The following is a 19,709-nucleotide window of genomic DNA, read 5'->3' as shown; positions in this document are numbered from 1 at the left end:
CGAAGGATGATGAAGGAGGAACAACCTATGCGACACCGCGCAAGCCGCTGGGTGGCCCTAGGGGTCGCCGTTTTGGCGGGAAGTTTATGGACCACAAATGTAACCGCTTCAACTACAAATTTAACCTCGACTCCTGGCTCGCAAGTCACCCAGACGGCGGCCCAGGATTACCCGATTGGTGAGGTTGAGATGCCCTACGCCTTGCTGTACCGGGACGGTCAGCTGGATAAGAGCTACCTGGTACCCCAGGCGCCCAAGTCGCTAACGGTGGCCCAACTGGCCGACCAGGACTACCTGGACCAGATTACGGCTGGGTTACCAGCGGATCAGGCGGAAATGTTTGAGTCGTTACCGAGTAGTTTGCGGGACTTTCTGGAAGACCCCGTCGTCCTCAAACCCGGGGAGCGGGCCGTGGACTTTTTAGTTGCGCGTGAAGCGGACAGCGAAGAGATGATCTGGACCGCGGATGAAATCAAGGAGTTAATGGGTCTCCAGGCGTTCCAAGACGCGTGGTTCTTGAGTCAGATTGCCCAGTATCAGGTTAAGGGGATGACGGAAGCCGCCCATGCAGACCTAGTCGCTAATTATCAACAGAACTTACGACCGCGATTAAGTCGTCTCTGGGAACTAGCGCAACCTGAGGGGATGAGTGAAGATAAGTTTATTGATGCGATGGACATGATGATTATGGATAAACAGATGTTTGATAAATATACCATTCCAGGGATGAAGGACTCCCTGATGCTCAAATACGGGGTCACCAACGATTCGCCAGAGACCCTGAGTCAGTGGAACCCCGCCCGTTCGGAGAAGCTTATGCTGGAACGGATGGAGGCGCCCATGACGGACTACCTGACTAAGGATGCCGCGGGGACCTACCGGATTGACGGGTTTATTTTGGCCATGGCGGCCGGCGTCTTGGGGGATGTGGATCCCATCATTCCACCAGATCCCGGCGAACCGGAGCCTACTCCAGAGCCGACCCCGGAACCTAACCCCGAACCCGCGCCGGAACCTGACCCGGATCCTGAACCTGACCCCAATCCGGACGGGAATGGCAACGCTGGTGGTGGAGATGGTGTTGCGGCTAAGGGGACCGTCGTGACGGCCACCCGCAAGATTGGCCTGTACCGGACCAAGAACTTTACCACCCAGACGCGGCGCCAATGGTACGCCAAGAAGGCTCGCTCTGACCGGCCGATGTTCGTGGTCACGGGTTATGCGCGGACGGCGAAAGGGACGTTGCGGTACCAGGTCCGGGATGTGAACCACCAGAGTAAGACCCGGGGGCTGACCGGTTACGTGACCGCTAAGGCGGCCTACGTCACGCCGACCTATTACCAGGGACGCCACGCGGTGGTCACGGTGATCAATCCACAAGGCGCTAACGCTTACCGGCAGAAGAACTTGACCCAAAAGGTCCGGCATTTCCGGCAGGGTCAGGTGGTTAAGGTGAAGCGGATCGTCCACCACCGGTTGACCACCCGGTTCGTGCTCACCGACGGGACCTACCTCACGGCGAATAAGAAATTGGTTCAGGCGGGGAAGCGCCAGTCGGTCCAAAAGATTCGGGTCCGGCGGGCAATCTACCGGTACCAAACGGCCGACTTCGCCCAGCGTGAACAGCGGTACACCGCTGGTCAGACCCTCAAAGTGGTGGGCTGGGCGTACAGTCACCCGACCGACCTGACGCAGGGGAGCACGTTGCGTTACCGGGTCGCTGGGGGTTACGTGACCGCCAATGCCAAGTACGTGCAGGTGATCAAGTAGGTTCGGCGGTCATCCCGGATTGTCCCTAGTCAGGGAACCGGATTTCCGGTAAACTCAACGGTAACTAACGAAAGAGAGTGATTGTATTGACAGTACGGGTACACGCAGAACACCCCCAAGTTTATCTTTCCGGTCCCTGGTTCGCCCCAGGAGAACCGGAACGCTTGGGTGCTTTAGAGAACTTGATGAACGACATGGGCATCAGCTACTATTCACCGCGTCTAGACGGAATCGACTTGACGCCGGACGCGACGGATGCCGACCGGGATGCGGTCTTTGCCGATAACACGGCGCATCTGAAGACCGCCAAGTTGGTCTTAGCCGTGGTCGACGACTACGATACCGGGACCATCTGGGAGACGGGGATGGCCTTCGGGCGCGAGATTCCCATCGCGTACTACATGGAGACCCTGAAGACGGGTGAGACGTTCAACGTGATGTTAGCGAAGTCGGCCGTAGCGGTCTTAGAAGACCTCGATCAGACCCGTCAATTCCTGGCAGACCCCACCAGCAAGGACTTCACATACCATGGGGCAATTCGGTAAATGAAATAGGATATCAAAAAAGCCACGGATAAGGTATCCGTGGCTTTTTAACATCCAATTATTAATAAAAGATAATTAATAATTGGTTTAGAAGCTTGTTCCCAATATAAGGTTCACTTTAAGCAAGTCGTAATGGCTACTTTTATTTAGCAAGATATAGAGCATAATTGAACTTTGTTTTGAAGAAGGTATTAATTTTCCAAGGATAACCGCTCTTCGAAGCGCTAGCCCCCATACCATCATCCATATATATTCCTAATTTATACCCTTGATTAATCAATTCTTTAATTTTGCCTTTTGTATAACCATTCTTTTTCAGTACTTTATACACATTCTTAGCCTTAGCTGCATTTGTCTTAGTTACCGGATCTTCAAGAATGTTATAAATGTTTTCGCTGTAGGTGAAATTTGCCAATTTTTGCTTATGATTTAGCGCAGTTAAGTTAATAGCATGTTCGTAGCCCTTTAAATCCATAAGACTCTTTCCATTGTACAGATTAGCTCCACGGCGAGATACATCTAAACTAACTTTTGCACCAGGGAAATATTTAAGAAGTGCCCGTGACAGCTTTTGGGATTTATCGGTCTTTAAATACTTAATATAACTACTATCTGACTTGAACGTACTAATATCCTTAGCGATTGCCGGAGCTACATAGCCATGCCAAACATAGCCAGATACCTTATTCCCAGTGACTTTATAGTAAACTTTCCCGTGACGCTTGAATGATTTATGAACGTACCAAGAAGTGTATTGATAATTTTTGATATTATGTAACTTTTTGGTGAATTTCTTATTCCAAATATAACCGTTTTTCTTAGTATTCGTATAATACAATGGTGCAGCATCATCTTTGGGCGCCGACCATTTGTAATTTTTAGTATTTCCATAATTCCATGTGTATGACGTTATTTTCTTGGCACTTGCCGTTGTCCCCGTAGTAAGTCCAATCCCCGCAACTACGCCAAGCAGCATTAACGTTGCAACATTTTTGCCATGTAACTTCATGTTATTATTACCCCCTAATATATTCCTTCATATATTAGTGTAACGTAGATAGATTAATATTAAAAACCACCCTGTTAACCGACAGGGTGGTTTATGGTTGTTCTTCTAAATGGAATTCTCGCTGACTCATTGAATCCTCATGGGGTGCCTTAGTTCATATAAAGTTACGGGTACTAGATTGTGCACTCGGGTATCAGGAACGTTCCTTGTGTGCCTCACACCATTTATATAACGGTTAGTGTTCCCGCCGCTTGAACCGCAGGAAGCCTAGGCCACCAATGGCGATGGCGGCCAGCCAACCGATGAGACTGGTAGTTGATTTTTGTTCGTTAGTCTGTGGCAGGGTAGCTTGCGCCGTCTGGTTAGGAGTGGCAGTTGCGGCTGCTTGGCCAGTTGTCAGGGCCGTTGGGGTGCTGGTAGTCCCCGTCTGAGGTGCCCGTAAGCCCGTTGCAGCGTTCCCGGAACTTACCAAGTCGCCGGCGCTCGTGTTACCAGATTGGCCAGGAGTAGTTGGCTTAGTTGGCTTGGTTGGTGTTGTCGGAATCTCAGGGTCAACGGTATTGCCGTTTTCCCCGGTATCGATATCGCCACCGCCATTGTTGCCGTCGCCAGTGTCGATATCACCACCGCCGTTGTCACCTCCGCCAGTGTCGATGTCGCCGCCACCGTTGCCACCATTGTCGCCACCGCCGTTATCACCGCCACCGTTACCGCCGCCAGTGTTCACGGCTTGGTAAACGTAGGTGATGTCGAGGTTCCCGGCAGTGTATTTACCGGAGGCGTTGTCCGGAGTTTTGACCAGCGTGTAGCCGTCGATGGTCCGCGGCGTCGTGGTGTAGTCACTGCCCTCGTCACCGGTCATGGTCGTCGGTTCCGCAATAGCTGTTCCGTTCTCATCAACGTAGTGGACGGTGATGGTCCCTTGTGCGGCTTTGTCGGCCGTGTAAACGTAGGTGACTTCTTGCGCTTCTGTGGTAACGGTCCCGGTAGGATTACCGTTAACTTCCTTAAAGGTGTAGCCGTCGATAGCCTTTTGTTCAGTGGTGTAATCACTACCCACGTCTTGGGTAAGAACCTCATCTGGAGCGATGGTGTTGCCCTGGTCATCAACGTAGTGGACGGTCACGGTACCTTGTTCCGCGGGATCTTGGGTGTAAACGTAGGTGACTTCTTGCGCTTCTGCGGTCACGGTCCCGGTGGGGTTCCCAGTGACGTCCTTGAAGGTGTAGCCGTCGATCTCCTTTTGTTCGGTGGTGTAGTCGCTACCCACGTCTTGGGTGAGAACTTCATCTGGAGCGATGGTGTTGCCCTGGTCATCGACGTAGTGGACGGTCACGGTACCCTGTTCCGCGGGATCTTGGGCGTAGATGTAGGTCACTTCTTGGTCCTTATCCGTAAATTGACCTGTAGCGTTTCCTTGGATTTCTTGGAACGTGTAGCCGTCGATGTCCTGTTTCTGGGTGGTGTAGTCACCGCCCACATCACCGTAAAGAACTTGGTCATCGGCGATGGTGTTGCCCTGGGTGTCCTGGTAGTGAACGGTCACTGTTGAGTCGTAGAGGACGTAAGGTTGAACCAGGCCAAATTGAACGATTCCCTGCATCGTGTAGGAGCCAGTGAGATAGTAGCTGTCTTTGACGGGAACTACCGTTGTGCCGTTATATTCGCCGGTAATGCCAGGTGCTTGTTCTTGAATATTGGTGAAGTTTAGGCCCCCGTTACCATCTTGCGTCACGTCATCTTTAGTCTTTGAGGCCAAGAAGTGCCAACTGTACTTGTAGTGGAAAGTGGATGAATTGAAATGAATGGGTTGAGCCACCCCATTGTTAGGCTCTAGGGTAACCTTAGTGCCATCAATTAAGTAGATGGTACTAGGAAGATTAGCCGTCTTATCCGCTCGGTTAACGTAAATGGGGGTGTCTTTAATGATAAATTGGTTTCCGTAGGTGATGTCTTTCAAGTTAGTTAGACCTTGGAGAGGCCGGAAATCAGAAATATGGTTAAAAGAGGCTGAAAGTTTAGTCAGGTTAGTCAAGTTGGCCAGCGGCGTGAGGTCACTAATGCTGTTGTTTTGGATGTTTAGTTCGGTTAGTTTGGTTAATCCAGATAGTGGTGTGAGGTCACGGACATCACCAAAGTACATACCTGAGGGCGAATTTAGCCCGTTATTGAGCCATAGGGTGGTTAAGTTCGTGGCATATTCCAGGCCATCTAGGGCATAGTCGGTTTCACCATCAATATAGGATTCGGATAAGAATAATCTGTCCAGAAGGGCCATGTCTTCCTTGGTGATGTCGTTGACACTAGACCAGGTTTTGCCGGTGTTTGTCAGCTTTTTAAGCGCTTTTAAAACATCGTTCTGCAGGTACGTATTCGGCATCCAGTCATTGATAGTTTCCGTGGCGTCCGTGGTTAACGCGGTCGGTGCGGGCGTACTGAAAGCTGTCGGTGCGATGGAATTGTTGAGTTGGTTGTCGTCCGTCCCATCCGTTTGGTTTTGATCTGAAAGGTCGTCGGTTAGGTCCTCGGGTGCAGTCGTTGTGTTGGAGTCGTCCGCATCAGTGGCTACATCGGAATTTTCAGTTTCCGTGGTGGTGTCTGGATCGGCTGGTTCGGTGGTGTCGTCAGTTTCTGTCGTTGTATTTGGATCGGTTGGTTGCGTAGTATCTTCGGTTTCTGTAGTGGTATCTGGATCCGTTGGCTCGTTAGTGTCTTCAGTTTCCGTAGTGGTGTCTGGATCGGTTGGCTTGGCGGTGTCTTTGGTTTCCGTATTGGTGTCTGGGTCAGTTGGTTCGGTGGTGTCGTCAGTTTCGGTAGTAGGCGCGGGAGTATCCGGGTCAGTGGTTTCCACTTTTGTCGTCGAAGTTAACGTGACCGTCTTGGATGGGGTCACAGAAGCGGTCGTCGCTTGACTCTGCTGGTCCGCCGCCTCAGTCGTCGTGTCCGCCTGGGCGCTGGTACTGGTCGCTGATAAAAAGGCCAGTGAGAGGGCCGTCGAGCTTAAGAGTAGCCATTGGTAACGCTTACTTTTTAGTGTACGTGCATTGTGTGTCGTCATCATCCATACTTCCCTTCTAAAATCAATAAGTTCGGGTTTGATTGGGTCTAACACCGTCTAAGTCGCTAGATCATTTATCCCCATCTAGGATAACATGCGGCAATCATTTAGTCCATACTACAAAAGATTTTTATACATTATCAATTAGTAAGTTTGCCGAAAATACCAATTTAAAAGGGTTTTGTTAGAAGATAGCTCGCGGCTTACCCGCTGCACAAATAAGAAAATGTGTCCATGCCAATACTGCAAAAATGACAAAGCAGACAACGAATTATCGGAAGCAGACGAACGATGATGGGACCTTTTGACTATTTTAGTAGTTAATGTTCGGACTTTTACCAACCGCTTCAACGACTCTCCCCAATAACTAAATCGCCTAGAAAAAAGTACCGAGCGAATTAGTTTTGGCCCAGTTCGGTGGTTAAGCGTTTTCTCAGAATTCACAAGCCTTAAGAATTCTAGGGGATTGGCGCCTAAATTAGCGTAAAAGGTATGAAATATATCCACATCATTAAGATTGTCACCATGAAAATGTCCATAGTGCGTCAGATGGGCATATTGTTCACGGCTCGCTGCCCCCATACTAGGGACTTACAAGTAATGACCCCTCAATCACAGAAAGCGAGTAATTCAACCTATATGACGTTTAAATCTTTAAAGATCAGTTTCTTAGTTATCTTCACCATGAGCTTAGCCTTCATCGGCAGCACCGCACACGCCGACGCAGCGGTTAAGACGCCTTCTTGGGGTCATTGGGAATCATCTAAAATCACCTATACCTACAGCGGCAGCTCCAAATACTACCAAAAGATCTGGAAAAGCGCCGTTAAAAAATGGAACAAGACCGGTGCGGTGAAGTTAAAGGCCGTTAAGAGTCAGAAAAAAGCCGACATCGTGTTACAAACGTCCGCTTCTCTGAGCACCCAAAAGGGCCTGTTCACCGGCTACACCAACTATTCCTTCTACAACCATCAAGATGAGGACGCCGAAATCGTGTCGGCGAACTCCACGCTAAACCGGGACCTGTTGACGTCGTTCAGCTACACCAAGAAGCAACGGACCAACGTGGCGACCCATGAACTGGGCCACGCCCTGGGCCTGAGCCATTCCAAGAGTCGCCGCAGCGTGATGTACGCCAGCAACCGTTACGAATCCATCAGTCATCAAGACAAAGTTGCCTTAGAAAAGGCCTACGCGGACTAATCAGTCGTCCGGGTTAAGTCCAATTGGTTTTCAGGTTAAGTCAAAATTAAAACGGGTCACTCCGCCAAGGATGGTGGGGTGGCCCGTTTTCGTATGGCCAGCGATGAAGGTGGCATTTTTAACCCTGAACGGTTAACCAGATTCTCGGGAACGTCACAGGTTAGTTAAGCGCCAACAGCAACTTATCCCGGTGAGACGCCATTTATTGAAGGTTTCGTAGAAATTAGGTTAAATAGATAAGAGCGTTAGAAAAGGTAAGTCGATGGTCAAAAATCGGGATTACAGTTTAGCGGCGCAACCAGTATGCTAACTATATGAAAACGATTACAAAAGCAAAATTATTACGACAGACCTGATCCATTCTTAAGGAGGAGGGAAATTTCATGAGTAAATGGCAATTATGGAAACAACGGGGGTTCTACGGGGCCACGGATATGGCCGGGAACCTGATTTGGCAAATCGTCGGGCTATACCTTCTGTTCTACTACACCACGGTTCTGGGGATCTCACCCGCGTTCGTGGGGACCCTGTTCTTGGTGGTCCGGGTGATCGATGCGTTCGATGGGGTGGTTTACGGCTACCTGATCGACCACACGCATTCGAAGTACGGCAAGTCCCGGCCCTACTTCCTGTGGTTCGGGGTGCCTTTGGGCTTATTGACCATGCTATTATTCTTTAACCCGTCGTTCGGTGGGAACCGGGCCTTCCAACTGGCCTGGATCTCCGTGGTCTACACCCTGTTCAGCCTGGTCTACTCCGGGGCCAACACGCCCATCACGGCGATTCTGCCGAGTCTGACGTCGGACCCGGACGAGCGAACCAACCTCGCCAGTGCCCGGATGGTCATGACCAATATCGGGACCGCCGTGATTGGGGCCATCTCCTTACCGATGGTCGCTAAGTTAGGCGGGGGCAACACTAAGCTGGGCTGGACGATTTGGGCCGTGATTATTGGGGCCGTGATTATGTTGCTATTCTTCGGCGCCTTCCTGAATTTACGAGAACACAACGCCGTTGAGACCACCCAACAGACCGATGATGCGAACGGCATCAAGAGTCACCTCTCCGTGGGAGAATCTCTGAAAGGGGCCGTGAAGAACAAGCCGTGGGTGATTTTGAGCCTGGGCTTCATCCTGTTACAGACTTTCTGGGTCATCCGGATGCAAACAGCGGTCTACTACCTGACCTACGTCTACCGGCGGACGGACATGATTGGCCTGTTCAACGGACTGATTATCGTGGCCGTTATCGGGAACCTCTCCGTGCCGTTCTTGAGTAAGCTGATGAAACACCGTAACGTGATGATGGTGTCCCTAGTCACCTTTGCCATCGGTGAAGCCATCATGCCCCTAGGACTGAGCTCGGGAAACCTGATCTTCCTGTTTGCCGGGACCGTGATTGCGACGATCGCCATGGGAGCGGCGTTCTCCATTTCCTTCGTGATGATCGCCGATACCGTGGAGTATTCCCGGTTGGCGCTCAAAATCGATGAACCCGGCATCCTGTCTTCGGTCCCCATGGTGGGGGCTAAGTTGGGCATGGGCTTAGGCGGCTTCTTGTCCGGCTGGATCTTATCCTGGGGCGGGTTCCAAGCCACGGCCAAGGTCCAAAGTGCCACGGCTAACGCGGCCATCTCCATCAGCTTCATCTGGGTTCCGGTGATCTTAGCCTTAGCGATTGCCGGCATCCTACTCTTCTACAAGCTGGATGAAGACCAAGTGGCCGCCTCGATGAAGGCCGCAAAAGCGGAACAGGACGCCACGGAAGTTGATTCGGTGACTGACGATGAGGAGCTGAGTAGTGATGAAGGTCTCTAAACGGACGTTGGGTGCGGGCGATTACCGGGTCACGGTGACCTATTATCAACCGGACCCAATCGCGGATCTGCACGTGATCCAGAAGCGGCCCCTAGCAATCATCTTGCCGGGCGGCGGCTTTACCTTCTACTCGCAACGGGAAAGCGAAATTATTGCGTTAAATTATCTGGCCCAAGGATTTGCGGCGGTGGTGGTGGATTACCGGTTAGCCGACCAACCCCCAGTATTGCCCACGGCCCTGTACCAGTTAGGGACGGTGGTGGCTTACTTTCGGGCCCGGGCGGTCGCCGATCATCTGTCGCCCGACCACTTTATCCTGGCGGGCTTCTCGGCCGGGGGTTACCTGGCCGCCCTCTATGCGGATCACTGGTCGGCGCCGTTTCTGACTCAGGCCTTGGGCGTCGCGTCGGACCAACTGAAGGTCAACGCCTTAGCGCTAGCGTACCCGGTAATCGGGTTACGCCTGGGCTGGCCTAGCACGGCTCCCGAACGAGAAGCGATTGCCGGGGAATGGCCCTACCATGAGGCTGACCAGCTAGTCACAGCGGCCAATCCACCGACCTTTATCTGGGCGACCCAGACAGATGAGCTGGTGCCGGTCACCAACGCCCAGCACTATATCCAGGCCTTACGGGCGGCGGGCGTTTCCGTCCAAAGCACCATCTATGCGACGGGGCCCCACGGGTTATCCTTGGCCCGCGCTTTTACGGCGTTTCCCAAGAGCTACGACGCGGCCGATGCGACGTTCGGAGCGGCCTTCGTCCAACCCACGGTCGCCCACTGGTTCGCCGATGAGTTAGACTGGCTGGACCAGGTCTGGAACCTGACCGCATTTTGGCGGAATCAATGAATTTGCGGTAACGCGCGACCGACGGATAACGGCGCGATCACTTGAGTTATGGGGAGGAAGATACCATGTTAAATGACACGACAACCAAACGGTCGACGGACTATCAAGATGAGCTAACGCGCTTGGCACACTTGACGACGCACCAGGTCCAAAACGGGGTGACCAGCTGGTTCAAGGAGCGGGTGACGCCGCACACCTACGAGCCGTTAATCTGGGAGACCGTGAAAGATCTTCCGGAGAATCCGCACCTGGACACCGACCTGACCAGCTTGCGCCAGGGAACGGAAACCTCCGGGCAGCGGGACCTGACCACCACCGACATGAAGATCCAGATGCGCCAGATCGTAGCCATGAACCGGCGGGTGCGGGTGATTCGAATCGCCCGGATGGATCACTTGAACGCGGACCACGCTTTGGTGTACTTTCATGGCGGGGCCTATTACGGGGGCACGCCGGAAGACGTCTTAGTCGCCATGAAGTACCTGGCGGAACAGGCCAACTGCGTGGTCTATAACGTCGATTACGCCTTAGCACCCGAACAGCCGTATCCGGCGGGGATCTTGGACGGGTTGGCGGTTATCGCCGATTTGAAAGCGACCTACGCCCAGATCTCGGTCAGCGGGGACTCGGCGGGGGCCTCGATTGCCTTAGCCGTGAGTCAGCTGTGCCGGTCGATGGGTATCTGCGAGATTGCCAGCCACATCCTATTCTACCCCACCGTGATTCAGGGGTCCGACTATCAAGGGGATCTCTGGAACGACCGTCAGATTGACGTGGTCGCGGGTCAGCGCCCCGCGTTACACCGGTTCTACCAACTCTTTGAACAATTAGACGAAATCATGAGTGACTACTACGTCAACGGCCAAGCAGTCGACCTCAAGGCGCCACTCCTGTCGCCACTCTTGGCGGACCCGCACAACTTTAAGAAGACCACCGTGTTGATTGGGGAATTCGATCCGTTTCGGCTCCAGGCCGAGGCCTTCATTCGCCAGGTGGGCTCCGCGAATCAGGACGCCCGCTATATTCGCTACGGCGGCATGAGCCACGCGTTTTTGAACTTTACCGGTAACGTCCCGGCGGTCCAGGACGCCTTGAAGATGGCGGCACAGTCACTTTAAAATTTTACAGGCATAGGGGAGGAATTATTTTGACGACACAGGATTATCATTTGACCTTACGGGACGTGGGTAGCGACCGCCCGGAGTATCTGGAGACCATCTTTTCGTTAGCCAACGGCCATTTCGGGGTTCGGGCCACGGATCCCATCAGCGGCAACCCGATTAGTGGGACGTTGATCAACGGCTTTTATGAAACCGCGCCCATTACCTACGGCGAAGCTGGGGTGGGGTACGCGAAACAGCATCAGACCATCGTGAACCTGGCGGACTTGCGGCACCTGACCATCACCACGGTCAACGGGCACTTGTTCACGGCCAGCAAACGACTTGCGGCGGACCTGAACCTGACTACGGGAAAGCTAACGGAACAGTATCAGGCCAGGTCACAACAGGGGGAGACCATCCAGATCACGGTCGACTCCCTGATTGGTCAGAATCGCGACGATTTCTGGGCGGTGCGATACACCTTGTCCGCGGACAACTACGCGGGCCCACTGGTGGTCAGCAAGTCCATCGCGGTTCCGGCTGCGGCCGAAGCCATTGCCTCGGCCGACCCGCGGAAGACCCGGATGGCGGGCCTGCCGAACTGCAAGACCGCGTTTACGGCCCCGAACCTTCAGCGGTACCAGATCCAGACCAAGCAATCCCAATTAGCGGTGACCCTCTACCTGCGGATGAATACGCCGGCGGGAACCCTGTTGAACTACCGGGTCGACCTCAGCGACAACCAACCGCACGTGCTGGACTACCAGGCCTACGTGGGCGCGGTCAGTGAGTTCAACACCATCGACCCAGTGACCCCGGCGCTGGACAGTTCCCTCGAGGAGCTGGCTGATGATAACCAGCGCTTCTGGCAAAAGGTCTGGCGGCATGGTGAAGTCCGGGTGGGGGGCAACCCGTCCCTGGACCTAGCCATCCACTATAACGTCTTTCAGCTGAACCAGTCCGCGGGGCGGGATGGCCGAACCAATATCCCCGCGAAGGGCCTGAGCGGTTCGGGGTACGAAGGGCATTACTTCTGGGATACCGAAATGTTCATGTTGCCCTACTTCATCTATACGCACCCGCAGATGGCCCGGCAACTGTTACAGTACCGCTACCAGGTCCTGCCGCAGGCGCGGGAACGGGCCCGGCAGATGGGGGTCGAACACGGCGCACTGTTCGCTTGGCGAACCATCAACGGGCAGGAAGCCTCGGCCTACTATCCGGCCGGAACCGCGCAGTACCATATTGACGCCGACATCGCCTACGCGGTGGGCAAGTACTACGACGTGACTGGTGACTGGGACTTTATCGCCCAGTGTGGGTTCGAGATGGTTCTGGAGACGGCGCGGTTCTGGGCCGACTTCGGGACCTGGCACCAGGTGGGGGACCTCCGGCGCTTCGAATTCTTGACCGTCACGGGGCCCGACGAATACACGGCGCTGGTCAATAACAACTACTACACCAACCGGATGGCCAAACACAACTTGGAGCTGGTGGTCCAGTTAGCGGACGACTTGGCCAAGCATGATCCGGAACGCTTGATGGACCTGCACGTGACGCCGGCGGACCTGGCGCACTTCCGGGACTTGGCGGCGCACATCTACCTGCCTTACAGTCAAGACTATAAGATCAATGCGCAGGACGACAGCTTCCTCAGTAAGCCGCACTGGCCAGCCGACCGGATGACGCCGGATAACTTCCCGTTGCTGTTGCATTACCATCCATTGACCATCTACCGCTACCAGGTCGCCAAGCAGGCGGATACCATGTTGGCGGACTACCTGTTTCCGGACGACCTGGACCCGGAACAGTTGAAACGTGAGTACACCTATTATGAAGGTGTCACCACCCACGATTCATCGCTGTCGCGGTCGACCTTTAGCATCTTGGCGGCCCGGTTGGGAGACACCGAGAAGGCCTACCGCTACTTCATGGATACGGCGCGGATGGATCTGGTCAACCTCCAAGGCAATACCGCCGATGGCCTGCATTTAGCCAATCTGGGAGGTAGTTGGTTGGCGTTAGTGGCGGGATTCTCCGGCTTCCACGTCCAAGCTGGTGTGGTCCACGTGACCAACCATTTGCCCCAGGAATTGACGGCACTGTCCTACCGCTTAACGGTGGGGAAGAGTGTGCTGGAAGTCAACTTAGCGGCTGATGTGACGCGGGTGCGCTTAATCAGTGGTCCCAGCGTGCACGTGAGCGTCAACGGCCGACCGGAATCTTTGATTGCGGTGACGAAAAACTAAACCAAAACTTGCAGCGCAACCTTAGATCGGTTGACGATGTGGGCAAGCACCACCAGTGGGACAACCTGCTGGTGGTTTTTTGCAGTGAACACTGACGTGAGGGGGAAATCCAGTCACCAGTTATAGGTTGAAATGTTAGCTATACCAATTTCAGAAGCGGTCGGCAGGTAGGTTGTTTTCTGAAACTAACCGTAAATCCTGAAGCCAACTAAAAATTCACTAAAATAGGGGTTGCGGGTCAAAACAGGTTGTGGTATTTTTAGATTTGTAAGCGATTCCAGTTCTCAATAAAACGATTCACGTGAGATGGCTTTGAAACTAGACCACTTACAACTTACATATAGGAGGCATCATGCTCATGAAGTTAGCACAGACCCTAAAGACCACCCTTAGTATCGCGCTTATCGCGACCGGTGCGTTCGCCTTATCCGGGACCACGTCGGCCCAAGCCAAGAAGAAGACCACTACGAAACCCGTGACGATCTACTTGACGCGGCACGGCGAAACCACGGGTAACGTGATGGGCCGGGTTCAAGGCTGGAGTGATTTCCCGTTGACTAAGAACGGGTTAGCGGTCGCCAACGATTTGGGCCGGGGGTTAAAGGGGAAGACCTTCAAGTACGCCTACGCAGGGAACCTGACTCGGCAGGAAGTCACGGCCAAGCACGCGTTGAAGTACTCCGGTAACGCCAAGGTCAAAGTCAAGATCTCTTCTGCCTTACGCGAAGGCGGCTACGGGAGCTTTGAAGGGGACAGTATCGCCACGGATAACGCCCTGATCGCCGGTGTATACGGCTACAAGAACGGTGACGAAATGATGGCTAAGCAGGGGAAGGCTTACTGGACCAAGTTACAGGACGCCTACTACACCTTAGACAAGCAGAACAGTCAAAAGACTAAGCTGGTCAAGGGTGACCGGGCCGAAAGTTCCAAGCAAGTCCAGAAGCGGATGGCTAAGGAATTGAAGCAGATCGCCAAGACCACTAAGCGCCACGGGGGCGGGAACGTCCTGGTGGTCAGCTCGGGGATGTCGATCAACGAATACCTGGCAAGTATGACCAAGAAGTACAAAGGCACGCCGCTGAAGAACGCTTCAGTGACGAAGCTGACGTACAAGAACAATAAGTTATCAGTTTCCGGCAAGATTGGTTCCCTGTACTACGTGAACAAGGGTGCCAAGCTGGCAAAATAACCCAAGTTAATTGAATTAGTCACCCAAAACGACCGGCGCTCCCTTGCGTGCCGGCCGTTTTGACGTTGTGGATGCTGGGAGTTGACGGGACATTGTTAAAATAGTGCGGGTCAGTGGCTTACCGGGTAGTCAGGACTGAAACGCCGTAGGCATCACTTCGAGCCAAAGAGCGGTCTCGAAGCTGGGCCTTTGACTAAGAAAGGCCAAGACATTCCCCTGGTCAACTTTCACGACTGGCGATGGGGTTGTCATCTACGGCAACGTTACAGCATGGTGTTGTGGTGGCTGAACTCACGTTAGGTTCAAGGTAGATGCTAATCCGATTTTATCGGTGTTCATAAATCAAAACGTCTGTTTCTAAAAATGATTTTTGAATACGTTAATCCAGAATTTAGATATTTTTATGATTGAGCTGAGTGCTCAAATTGTTTACATTAGAAGAATTAAAATGGATCTACTGAACTCAAGGTCTGAAGTTGAGACTATTCAGGTCCACGTCTATTTGTCTAAAAGTGATGCGCTTAACAGGTGGCTTAAAATGAATACCCTGATTAGGCTTCTTCAGATAGTGCTTTCTGATCAAAAAGTAGTGGCCGTAAATTCAGCTCAATCTACAATTCAGTTCAGGGTAGGGGTTGCCCTAACGCCTAAACTGAGTGAACTTTTAAATCTTCTTGGAACCTACCAAGTTCGATTTACGCTTACATCTATTGATATGGTTTTGTTTACCATCGAAAAGTCGGAAAATGAGCATTTGGATAAATTATTGCAGTCACTTCCTGATTTGAACGGGAAGACATGACCAGGAAATTAAAATGGGATTCTATGACGACACTAAACCGGGCACTAGAAATCAACAATTTCTAGTGCCCGGTTTAATTAAACAATCAATTTTTTAGCCGAAATGCTTGTACCGGAAGTACTTGTAGCCCAGTTTCTTATGGAACAGTTGTTGGGTCAAGCCGGAACGGTTCGCCAACAACAGGTAGATGCCCAGGTAGATCAGGCCCCAGACGGCCACGTAGACCATGGCTACGAACTTGTTGGTGATGCCCGTCATGGGGTACAGGCCGTGGGTCGCAATGATCAGGACCACCATGGCGACCAGTAACAAGGCGTTAACGATGCCTGTCTTCTTGAGACTGGTCAGGTTCAAGGCGTAGTGGTGGCGGATCAAGCGAAGACTCGCCAGCAACACGAATCCGAAGGCGATACTGGTCGCGAGGATGGCGCCCAACCCTTGCCAGAAGTAGACTAGCGGGTACTGGAGCGCCAGCTTGATGACCAAGCCGCCCAAGAGAATCCAAGTCGCCTTCTTACTCATCCGTAAGGCCTGCATGACCGTCAACACGTTGATGGCCATTCCCAGAATAAAGCTCTGGAGGACGTTGTAGATCAAGTAATGGCCGCCCAGCCGGTCGAAGTTGAAGAAGACCCCGTAAATCGGAAATGCCAGGGCGCAAATCATCAGTACGGCCGGCAACAGGAAGAAGGTCATCAGGTTAAGGTTCGATTCGATGTCCCGTTCGATTCCCGCGCGGTTGTCCCGCAGGTTCGCAATTTTACTGGAAATCAGCGGAAGCGACGTCTCCGAGATGGCCATGGCCAGCGAGATAACCACCGTGGTGATCTTGTTGGGGTTGGCCGAGAAGATGGTGTAGGCGTACTGGGTCTTGATGGCGGAGAGGTGTAAGGCCCCCTGCATGATTTGTTTGAAAAACAGTTGGTCGAAGAGCTGGCACAGCGAGATACCCGACCCCACGAAGATAAACGGAATCGACTCGTAGACCACGATGCGTAACATCCGCAGGAGTTCGCGCCGTGAGACGACCGCGTCTGCGGTCGGGGTTTGGGTGCGGTAGCCGCCCAGTTGTTTTAACAGGTACAGGTAGCTGGCCACGGCCCCGATGAAGGCGGCGAAGACACTTACGAAGACGGCGTATTTATAATTATTGCCGAAGACCTCAATGATCAGGTAGGTCCCTAGCAGGATGGTCACGATGCGAATGAACTGTTCCCAGAGTTGGGACAAGCCATAGGGTTTCAGGTCAGAATTCCCCTGGAACCAGCCCCGCAAGACACTCATTGACGGAATTAAGATGATGGCCGGGACCAGACTGCGGATGGCGATGATGGCATCGTTGGGGGACGCCACGGGACTGGAGTGGGCGATGGTGGGCGCCAGCAGGTAGAGCAAGATCCCACACAAGATTCCCGAGGCCAGCATGACCAGGAAGCCAATCTTAGCGACGCTCCGGGCGTTGGCCGGCTCATCCTTCCCGTTGAAGTAGGCGACACGGCGGGCGACCGCCGAGGGGAACCCGGCCGTCCCTAGCGAGATGAACAGCGCGTAGGGCGTGTAGGCGGTGTTGAACAGGGCCTGCGCGGCGGTCTGATGATAGGGTGAGCCAATCATGTACAGCCAGGGAATCAGGTAGACGACGCCCAGAATCCGCGACACGATGCTCCCGAAGGACAGCCAGAAGGTTCCGGAGATGATTTTCTTATTCATATTTTTAGGCACTCTCTTACTCAGCCAAAACGGCGATTAGTTTGATTTAAGCGGTCATGGAACCGCATTTGTCCATTTTAAAGGTTCTTAAATCAAAAGAAAAGGCCGTCAGCCGGGTCTAGCGGGGATTTTCGACCCCAGATTCGACGAGGTGAGCGATTAGGCGATCAGTTTCAACCCCACCGTGGCACTTAAAATCACGACGACCCAGAGTAACTTACGCCAGTCTCGCGATTCGCCGAAGAACAGCATGCCCGTGATCACGCCGCCCGCGGCCCCGATACCGGTCCAGATGGCGTAAGCCGTACCCATGGGCAACGTTTGTAAGGCCAGTTCCAGACAGCCGAAGCTTCCAGCAAAGGCCACGACCATGGCGGTCCAGAGCTGCCAGGTATGCCGGTGTAAGGCCCAGTTCATGAAGGTGACACCCATCATTTCACACAAGCCCGCAATGATTAACCAGATCCAAGCCATGCCTTACGCCTCCTTTTCCGTGACGGTCTGTAGCCCGCCGATTCCGACTAACAACAGTAAAATCAAGCCAATCTTCAAGAGACTGACGGCCTCGCCGAAGAGCAACATGCCCACCGTGGTGGTGCCCAGGGTCCCCAGGCCCACGAAGACGGCGTAGGCCGTCCCGGCCGGCAGGTGACGACTGGCGGTGACTAAGAAGTAGAAGCTCAGGTAGACGGCGATGGCGGTCAATCCCCACTCCCACCAAGTCGTGGCGTGCTTAAAGCCCACGACCCATGAAATTTCGAAAATGGCGCCATAAATGACGCTGAACCAGTGTTTCCACATCAAAAATTCCTCCTTCACACAGGTAAAATGGCTAGAAAAAAGCCTGGGGGATTCTGTCAATGACGACAAAATCTCCCAGGCTTTTCTCCTTCCGTGTCCCGGAATATTTTCCGGGGCCTTCTCTCGGACCAGACTCACGTGGTGACGGAACCCTAGAAGGCATTTCTGCGTGTTTAATTGAAATCAGCTTAGCAAGAATTGAGACTTTTAGCAAGGGAAATCTAGAAAATTAAATTTAATGTGATTAAAATCACGAAAAAATACAATCGATTACATCGAAAGCTTAATGGGGATTGACGCACTTTTGGAACTCTGAGAACCCGTAGAAACGGCTATAATTTGGGATTGTGAATGATATACTAATCTCGCTTTTAAAAATCAGGGCAACCGATAAGTGAACGCGGTGCGTCGAAATTATCAGAGATTGTGATTTAAAAGACGATAAATTTCGACGCCAACCACGACCTTCCCGGGAATTAAGGTGGCGTTCATTGCAACCGGTTGTCCGAAACGGGTTAAGTGAGAAAGGAACATCAAACAATGAAAGTTGAAGCAACTTCGGATTTGGCTGCGACGGCCAATCCTAGTGCGGCTCGAACCATTTCAATGGGGAAAGCCATTGCGTACTTTGCGTTTTCACTGGTCATCAACTCCGCGGGGAACGTGTTGACGTTGGTCACCAGTGCCAAGATTCACCCGTCCTTCTTGGGGGCCGCCTATTGGACGGCGGCGGAAGCCAACTTAGGGACGGCGTTTCACTGGAACCTCTTCTGGGCGTTTCTGATCATGGGCTTCTTAACGGCGGTCTTAAACGCGGTGCTGATGCATCACTGGAGCTGGAAACGAATCATCGGCAACATGGTCTTCATGGTACCGTTCTCCGCGTTGATTCAAGTCTTTGAAGACTTCTTTATGGGCAGTTACCCAACTTTGTTCGGCGGGCTACCGGATGCACGCAGTACGGGCATGGTCATCTTCTACGTCTTCTTGAACTTCGTCGGGGTGGCGTTGATTGCGACCGCCATTTCCATCTATCAACGGGTCAACTTGGTCCTGCACCCGGCGGACGATCTGATGCAGATTCTGCGCTTCCGCTACTTTAAGGGGCAAGCTGCTAAGGCGATGTGGGTGTCCTACATTCCGCCGACTTTGATGGCCATCGTGGCGATCATCGTGACCCGGCAGTTCACCAACTTCGGGTTAGGGACCATCTTCGCTTTCGTCGCCCAAGGCGGCATCACGGGGATTGCTGACAAGTGGGTCTTCCCCAAGCTCAAGCACCAAGCCCTAGACGTGGGTAAGCCAACGGACAACGACTAGTTGCGTTTAGAAGGGGTCTTATCCATCCGGTCCCGCTTGGCGCCTTACCGGGCGGCCAGCTAGGGCTGGAACGCAGTGGGCACCACTTCGAGCCAAAGAGCGGTCTCGAAGCTGGGCCTTTGACTAGGGCAGCTGAGAAACGCTCCCCAAGTCAAATTTCACTGCTAAGCCCTAGCTGACCGCCCTCACGGCTTACGTTAGCGGTAGCATGAGCAACTGTGTCATGCAGTATCGCGCACCAATGTGAGGTCCCGTCAGCCGATAGGGCCCAGCCGGTGAA

The 19,709-nt window shown here is 53.0% G+C and carries 15 protein-coding genes and 1 riboswitch; of the genes, 10 read left to right on the top strand and 5 right to left on the bottom strand.

Features of this window, described 5'->3' with window-relative positions; translation table 11 throughout:
- The first annotated feature begins 27 nt into the window (after positions 1-27).
- Both FD30_RS11555 and FD30_RS07390 read left to right on the top strand, forming a co-directional pair.
- Positions 28-1,770 (top strand): DUF5776 domain-containing protein, encoded by a 1,743-nt coding sequence (locus tag FD30_RS11555; protein ID WP_056944499.1) that lies wholly within the window; start codon positions 28-30, stop codon positions 1,768-1,770.
- Between the two features lie 77 nt (positions 1,771-1,847).
- Entirely contained in the window at positions 1,848-2,315 is a 468-nt protein-coding gene (locus FD30_RS07390; protein ID WP_225426474.1) for a nucleoside 2-deoxyribosyltransferase, read from the top strand.
- Positions 2,316-2,457: 142 nt separating this feature from the next.
- Here the strand turns inward: FD30_RS07390 and FD30_RS07385 are convergent, their stop codons facing one another.
- Both FD30_RS07385 and FD30_RS07380 read right to left on the bottom strand, forming a co-directional pair.
- Positions 2,458-3,324: a D-alanyl-D-alanine carboxypeptidase gene (locus tag FD30_RS07385; RefSeq protein ID WP_225426473.1), complete on the bottom strand. Its 867-nt coding sequence runs from the start codon at positions 3,322-3,324 to the stop codon at positions 2,458-2,460.
- Between the two features lie 235 nt (positions 3,325-3,559).
- A complete protein-coding gene (locus tag FD30_RS07380) occupies positions 3,560-6,382 on the bottom strand; it encodes a MucBP domain-containing protein (RefSeq protein ID WP_235803259.1) in 2,823 nt (940 codons plus the stop codon).
- Between the two features lie 639 nt (positions 6,383-7,021).
- On the opposite strand from FD30_RS07380, the gene FD30_RS07375 reads away from it, so the two are divergent.
- The 7 genes from FD30_RS07375 (at position 7,022) to FD30_RS07345 (ending at position 15,598) form a co-directional block, all read left to right on the top strand.
- Complete coding sequence (locus FD30_RS07375) at positions 7,022-7,585, top strand: matrixin family metalloprotease (protein ID WP_024747320.1); 564 nt, start codon at positions 7,022-7,024, stop codon at positions 7,583-7,585.
- A gap of 383 nt (positions 7,586-7,968) precedes the next feature.
- Positions 7,969-9,402, top strand: a complete 1,434-nt coding sequence (locus tag FD30_RS07370; protein WP_056944496.1) for an MFS transporter — start codon at positions 7,969-7,971, stop codon at positions 9,400-9,402.
- Complete coding sequence (locus FD30_RS07365; RefSeq protein WP_056944495.1) at positions 9,389-10,252, top strand: alpha/beta hydrolase; 864 nt, start codon at positions 9,389-9,391, stop codon at positions 10,250-10,252. The genes FD30_RS07370 and FD30_RS07365 overlap by 14 nt, the downstream gene beginning before the upstream one ends.
- Before the next feature lie 65 nt (positions 10,253-10,317).
- The gene (locus tag FD30_RS07360) at positions 10,318-11,370 is read left to right on the top strand and encodes an alpha/beta hydrolase fold domain-containing protein (RefSeq protein WP_056944494.1); all 1,053 of its coding nucleotides are present in this window, start codon (positions 10,318-10,320) and stop codon (positions 11,368-11,370) included.
- A gap of 29 nt (positions 11,371-11,399) precedes the next feature.
- Positions 11,400-13,604 carry a glycoside hydrolase family 65 protein gene (locus tag FD30_RS07355; RefSeq protein WP_056944493.1) on the top strand — a complete coding sequence of 735 codons (2,205 nt, stop codon included), beginning with the start codon at positions 11,400-11,402 and terminating at the stop codon, positions 13,602-13,604.
- A gap of 358 nt (positions 13,605-13,962) precedes the next feature.
- Positions 13,963-14,796 (top strand): histidine phosphatase family protein, encoded by an 834-nt coding sequence (locus FD30_RS07350; protein WP_056944492.1) that lies wholly within the window; start codon positions 13,963-13,965, stop codon positions 14,794-14,796.
- A 538-nt stretch (positions 14,797-15,334) separates the two neighbouring features.
- Entirely contained in the window at positions 15,335-15,598 is a 264-nt protein-coding gene (locus FD30_RS07345) for a hypothetical protein (RefSeq protein WP_147000013.1), read from the top strand.
- Between the two features lie 93 nt (positions 15,599-15,691).
- Here FD30_RS07345 and FD30_RS07340 read toward each other — a convergent pair whose 3' ends face one another.
- The 3 genes from FD30_RS07340 to FD30_RS07330 all read right to left on the bottom strand — a co-directional run bounded on the left by FD30_RS07340 (position 15,692) and on the right by FD30_RS07330 (position 18,109).
- Positions 15,692-17,308, bottom strand: a complete 1,617-nt coding sequence (locus FD30_RS07340; protein ID WP_056944490.1) for a putative polysaccharide biosynthesis protein — start codon at positions 17,306-17,308, stop codon at positions 15,692-15,694.
- 159 nt (positions 17,309-17,467) lie between these two features.
- Positions 17,468-17,782 (bottom strand): DMT family transporter, encoded by a 315-nt coding sequence (locus FD30_RS07335; protein WP_056944489.1) that lies wholly within the window; start codon positions 17,780-17,782, stop codon positions 17,468-17,470.
- Positions 17,783-17,785: 3 nt separating this feature from the next.
- The gene (locus FD30_RS07330) at positions 17,786-18,109 is read right to left on the bottom strand and encodes a DMT family transporter (protein ID WP_056944488.1); all 324 of its coding nucleotides are present in this window, start codon (positions 18,107-18,109) and stop codon (positions 17,786-17,788) included.
- Between the two features lie 70 nt (positions 18,110-18,179).
- Positions 18,180-18,276: riboswitch (guanidine-I (ykkC/yxkD leader) on the bottom strand.
- A 373-nt stretch (positions 18,277-18,649) separates the two neighbouring features.
- Here FD30_RS07330 and FD30_RS07325 point away from each other — a divergent pair.
- Complete coding sequence (locus tag FD30_RS07325) at positions 18,650-19,429, top strand: DUF6198 family protein (RefSeq protein WP_056944487.1); 780 nt, start codon at positions 18,650-18,652, stop codon at positions 19,427-19,429.
- Positions 19,430-19,709: the final 280 nt, after the last annotated feature.

The sequence above is a fragment of the Levilactobacillus namurensis DSM 19117 genome, assembly GCF_001434785.1.
GTDB classification, from domain to species: Bacteria; Bacillota; Bacilli; order Lactobacillales; family Lactobacillaceae; genus Levilactobacillus; species Levilactobacillus namurensis.
This window is presented reverse-complemented; position numbering and strand designations above follow the sequence as displayed.